Source organism: uncultured Fretibacterium sp., assembly GCF_963544685.1.
Taxonomy (GTDB): Bacteria; Synergistota; Synergistia; order Synergistales; family Aminobacteriaceae; genus CAJPSE01.
This window is the reverse complement of record NZ_CAUUGJ010000148.1, coordinates 1-4,618: the sequence shown is the minus strand read 5'-3', so window position 1 is coordinate 4,618 and position 4,618 is coordinate 1. Positions and strand designations below refer to the sequence as shown.

At 64.7% G+C, this 4,618-nt stretch carries 5 protein-coding genes; 2 read left to right on the top strand and 3 right to left on the bottom strand.

Annotated elements, in window-relative coordinates; genetic code table 11:
- Positions 1–492 (top strand): AAA family ATPase (locus ABLA28_RS10560; protein WP_347713630.1); only part of this gene is annotated, 492 nt, incomplete at its 5' end.
- Positions 493–767: 275 nt separating this feature from the next.
- On the opposite strand, the gene ABLA28_RS10555 is transcribed toward ABLA28_RS10560, so the two are convergent.
- The gene (locus ABLA28_RS10555) at positions 768–1,157 is read right to left on the bottom strand and encodes a PilZ domain-containing protein (RefSeq protein WP_347713629.1); all 390 of its coding nucleotides are present in this window, start codon (positions 1,155–1,157) and stop codon (positions 768–770) included.
- Positions 1,158–1,662: 505 nt separating this feature from the next.
- Between ABLA28_RS10555 and ABLA28_RS10550 the strand changes: the two genes are divergently transcribed.
- A complete protein-coding gene (locus ABLA28_RS10550) occupies positions 1,663–3,663 on the top strand; it encodes an ankyrin repeat domain-containing protein (protein WP_347713628.1) in 2,001 nt (666 codons plus the stop codon).
- Positions 3,664–3,792: 129 nt separating this feature from the next.
- On the opposite strand, the gene ABLA28_RS10545 is transcribed toward ABLA28_RS10550, so the two are convergent.
- Positions 3,793–4,296 carry a prepilin-type N-terminal cleavage/methylation domain-containing protein gene (locus ABLA28_RS10545; protein ID WP_347713627.1) on the bottom strand — a complete coding sequence of 168 codons (504 nt, stop codon included), beginning with the start codon at positions 4,294–4,296 and terminating at the stop codon, positions 3,793–3,795.
- A 109-nt stretch (positions 4,297–4,405) separates the two neighbouring features.
- A partial coding sequence (locus ABLA28_RS10540) for a type II secretion system F family protein (protein ID WP_347713626.1) occupies positions 4,406–4,618 on the bottom strand: 213 nt, incomplete at its 5' end.

The following is a 4,618-nucleotide window of genomic DNA, read 5'->3' as shown; positions in this document are numbered from 1 at the left end:
TTCCGCAACACCGTGATCATCATGACCAGCAACATCGGGGCCAGGGAGGCCCAGCAGGGCGGCGCCCTGGGGTTCGGGAGCGCCTCCGACGCGGAGACCCGGAACTGGGACCGCACCAAGACCGTCATCCTGGACGAGGCACAGCGCGCGTTCCGGCCGGAGTTCCTGAACCGCATCGACGAGATGGCCGTGTTCCGCCCGCTCTCCCGCGAGAGCCTGATGCGCATCGTCGAGACGATGCTCGCGGAGGTGGGCGAGCGCCTGGAGAAACGGGGCATTCGGATCGGGGTCAGCGAGAGCGCGAAGACGAAGATCCTGGAGAAGGGCTTCAAGCCCAAGTATGGGGCCCGGCCCCTGCGCCGCGCCATTCAGTCCCTGATCGAGGACCGGCTGGCCGACTCCCTGCTCTCCGGGCAGTTCCCCGCCGGGACGCAGGTGTCGGTGGATGTCGAGGGGGATGGGCTGGCGTTCGCAAACGGCCCCCCCGCATAACTCAAAATCATTTGTATGCTGCGTTTAAGCAGATGACCGCCTCTTCAAGACCGGCAGGTCTTGAATGGCGTGTCAGTCGCTTACGTCGATACGCGGCACTGCTGCCGTGTTATCGACGTAAGCAGAAACCTGACTGCTTCGCAAAGTTTTGGTCCGACGTACTTCTTGGAATGAGTATTCGCCCCTACAGGGGTAGGGATAAGTATGAAGTTGGAGCCGCCGGCAGTGCCGGCGGCTCCTCGATCGTCCGGCCGCTCGAACGGCGGATGCCCCCGTCAGGCCCCCGCCGCATGGGGACGATGCAGCGCGTACAGCCCGACCAGCCTGATCTGCTGCTCCGGGGTGATGTCCAGAAACTCGGCGCCGGTGGTAAAGCAGCCGTTCTCCTGCGCGTAGACCCTGAGAAAATGCCCTTTGACCGACAGCGCCTCCGCGGGATCCCCAAACCGGAAGAGCGCCTCCTTCCACTCGATGTCCGTCTCGTTCAGGACAAGCCCTCGCTGCTCCCGCTCGAAGCGGACGCGGACCCCGGCGACGGTGAAGTCCAGCACCTCGGCCGAAAGCCAGACCTCGCCGCCCTCCAGAAGCCGAAACTCGGCGAGGAGCCGGCATCCCACCCTCGAAAATCGGCGTTGATCGTTTCCTTTCCTGTCGTTTTCAGACAAAGGCCTTCCTCCATTCGGCAGGGGCACATCGGAATTTGGGAAGCACTGATTAAAACAAAAAACGCATATTTTTCACAGGACAAATATGCAAAACATCTATAGGCAAAAATCTCCAGCGCTTCCATAAAATTTTAATATGGGGGCTTTGATGAAGAAACTAAGCGACCAACACAACTCGCGTGCGCTCGTTGGTTGTCTGCTTACGCCCCCAAGCCCCCACACCGCTATCCTGATAGCGGCGGCCCCGGCAAGTGTCTTCTTCAAAACAGGCAAGCTGGGGTACCACCAGGGGGCTTCATGGATTAAATCAGCATTTCCTTTGCTATACTGAACAACTGCGGGGCAAACCAAAGAGTTAGAATATCACGCTTCCGCCGGATTGTACACGAAAAACATCCTCATACCCCCTCATATTCCGCATCCGAGGATCTGCATTTCCAAAGGAGGATTCGCAATGTGCGCGAGATTTGGAACCGATGACACAGACGGGAGGCATCGAATGATCATGAAAGTCGTGAAAGTATGGATGGGACGCATTCTGGCCGTGGCCGCGGCGTCGGCTTTGCTTGCAGCCCAGGCATGGGCGGCGGACTCCGAGGCCCTGAGGCGCATCTGCGCCTCGGGCACGGTCGAGGAACTGCGGGCGGCCCTGAGGACCTGTTCCGCGGACGAGCCCTTCCCGGACGGGAACCGGCCGCTCCACATAGCGGCGGAGCACGCCTCCGATCCCGGGATCGTCGAGTGTCTGCTCGACGGGGGCGCCTCCCTCTCCGCGAAGGGGCTCGAGGGACTGACGCCGCTGATGCTGGCCGCGGCCTACAACCCGAACGCCGCCATCGTCGAGGCCCTCCTGAGGGCCGGCGCCGACCCCAACCTCGCGGACGAGGAGGGCCGGACGCCCCTGCACCTCGCGGCCGCGCTGAACGAATCCCCAAAGGTCATGGCCGCCTTGCTGCGTGCCGGGGCGTCGCCCAAGGCCCGGGACGGCCGGGGCCGGACCCCGCTCTGGACGGCCGCCGCACGGCCCGACGCCCACGGCGTCGAGCTTCTGCTGGGGGCCGGGGCCCCGGCCGACGAGTCCGACGACAGCGGCATCACCCCGCTCCTGGCAGCCTGTGAGAGGCCGGATGCGGCCGTCCTGAGGCTTCTGACGGAGGCCGGCGCCGACACGAACGTCCGGGCCCCCGATCGCTGCACCCCCTTGATGCGGGCCGCAGCAGCCGGGGCGGACGCCGCCTCGTTCGAAGCGCTGCTGTCGGGAAAGGCCAATGTCCGCGCCCAGGACGACCAGAACCGGTGCGCGCTCTCCCTGGCCTCGGAGAACCCTGCCGTCTCCCCCGACGTCCTGGAGCGCCTCATCGACGCGGGGGCCGATCCCGACACGCTGTCGAACGGACTGGAGACGCCCCTGATGGCGGCCTGCCGCGCGGACAACCTTCCCGCCGTCCGGGCCCTGCTGCGCCGGGGCGCGGACATCGGCCTGAGGGACCAGCGCCTGTGGACACCCCTGTTCTTCGCGGCCGCATCGGGGGCCTCCGCGGACCTGCTCCGCACCCTCGCCGCATCCGGCGCCTCCATCGACGAAACCGCCGCTCAGGGGACGACGCCCCTGATGGCGGCCCTCGAGTCCCCCAAGGGGGCGGCGGCGTTGAGGCCCCTTCTGGAGCTCGGTGCGAACCCCAACCTCAAAAACGCGGTCACGATCACCCCCCTGATGATGGCCGCGGCCAACGACGATCCCGAGACCGTCGCGCTCCTGCTCGCCCACGGGGCCGACCCCACGCAGGGGACCTGGGACGGGCTGACGCCCCTGATGGTCGCCGCCCGGAGGTCGCGGAAGGCGGAGCTCCTCGAAGCGCTGGTCTCCGCCGGGGCCCCGGTGGACCAGCCGAGCGGCCTGGGCATGACGCCCCTGATGGTCGCCGCCGCATCGGGCAACTCCGAGGGGGTCCGGATCCTGCTGGCCCTGAGCGCGGATGTGAAGCTCGAGGACGCGGACGGGATGACGGCGCTGACGCACTCCGTCCTGGCCCGGGACTGGAACGCCCAGGCGGCGGAGCTGCTGATCGAGGGGGGCTCGGACGTCGAGGCCCGGACCCTGAAGGAGATGACGCCCCTGATGGAGGCCGCCTACCGCGGCAACGCTCCCGCGGCGCGCTTCCTGCTGGACGCCGGGGCCAAAACGGACGCCCGGGACCGCGTCGGCTGGACCCCGCTGCACTTCGCCGCGAAGGACGAGAGGGGGCTCGACGTCCTGAGGATGCTGATCGCCGCGGCCGCGGAGGCCGCCGACCTTCCCGACCTGGGGGGCACGACGCCCCTGATGGTCGCCGCCGCATCGAACAACCCCGGGGCCGTCGCCGCCCTGCTGAGGGCCGGGGCCGACCCCACGCGCACCGACGATACGGGGCGCGACAGCCTGGGCTACGCCAGGCTGAAGGGCGCGGCGGCGTGCGTCTCCCTGCTGGAGGGCCATGCGGCCGGGAAGCCGCTCCCCCAGCCCTGAGACCCGAGTAAGACGAGTAAGATCTTAGGGAAGGAAGCGCATTTGGGCGGTGCGATTCTTCGCACCGCCCAAATACCGAGACATCAAAAAAGCCCCCTTGCGGGGGCTTTCAAGGACTGGATAAGAGGACTAGCGGGCCGCCATCCAGACTACCTTAGAACCAGCGGCAATTCCCGGCGTCGCACCAGCCGCAGGAGCGGTACTGCCCGTCGTACCAAAGAGAGCCAAGCTCTTCACTTTGCCCTCCAGCTTATTCAGGACATCCACCGGTTTGCTGCTCATCTTAATGGCATCAGTACCATCCAAAATAACCCCCACATACCACTTGTTGCCGGTAGCGGCAAACAGATACCCTTCGCCACTCTTGAACTTATCGGGATTATCCGTGTAGTCCTTCAGGTTGTCGATGTTCGCCCCTCCAAGCCCACCACTGTTTGCCGAGACATGGTCCATGCTATCCGCATAGAACATCACCGACGCGGACTTCAGGCTGCGCAGGTTGTTGACGATGTTGCTCGCCTCGGCGGAAGCCGTGGCGGAGCCGCTGGAGAGCAGCATGGCCGCCGCGAGGATACCGATGATGACGATGACGATCAGGAGCTCGACGAGGGTGAAACCTTTGCGCATTTTCATAATGAATTCCTCCTCTGATTTTTGTCCCACATGTCGTGGAACTTTGTGATGATCATTATAGAGATTTTCAGCTCATTTACAATGGGCCTCAAGACTCATTATTTAACTTTTACATCTGGGACATGGCCGCCGTGATGGGGCCGAAAATGGCCATGGCGATGACGGCCACGATGCCGCCCACGAAGACGATCATGATCGGCTCCATCAGGGAGGTCATGGCCTTGATCTGCTCGTCCAGCTCTTGGTCGTACCAGGCGGCCACGCGCTCCAGCATATCGTCCAGATGGCCCGTCTCCTCGCCGATGCGCATCATCTGGCAAAC

Excerpts from the sequence above, each read along its gene's own strand:
- ABLA28_RS10550 (WP_347713628.1), top strand. The coding sequence starts at position 1,663 with ATGAAAGTCGTGAAAGTATGGATGGGACGCATTCTGGCCGTGGCCGCG.
- ABLA28_RS10545 (WP_347713627.1), bottom strand. The coding sequence starts at position 4,296 with ATGAAAATGCGCAAAGGTTTCACCCTCGTCGAGCTCCTGATCGTCATC.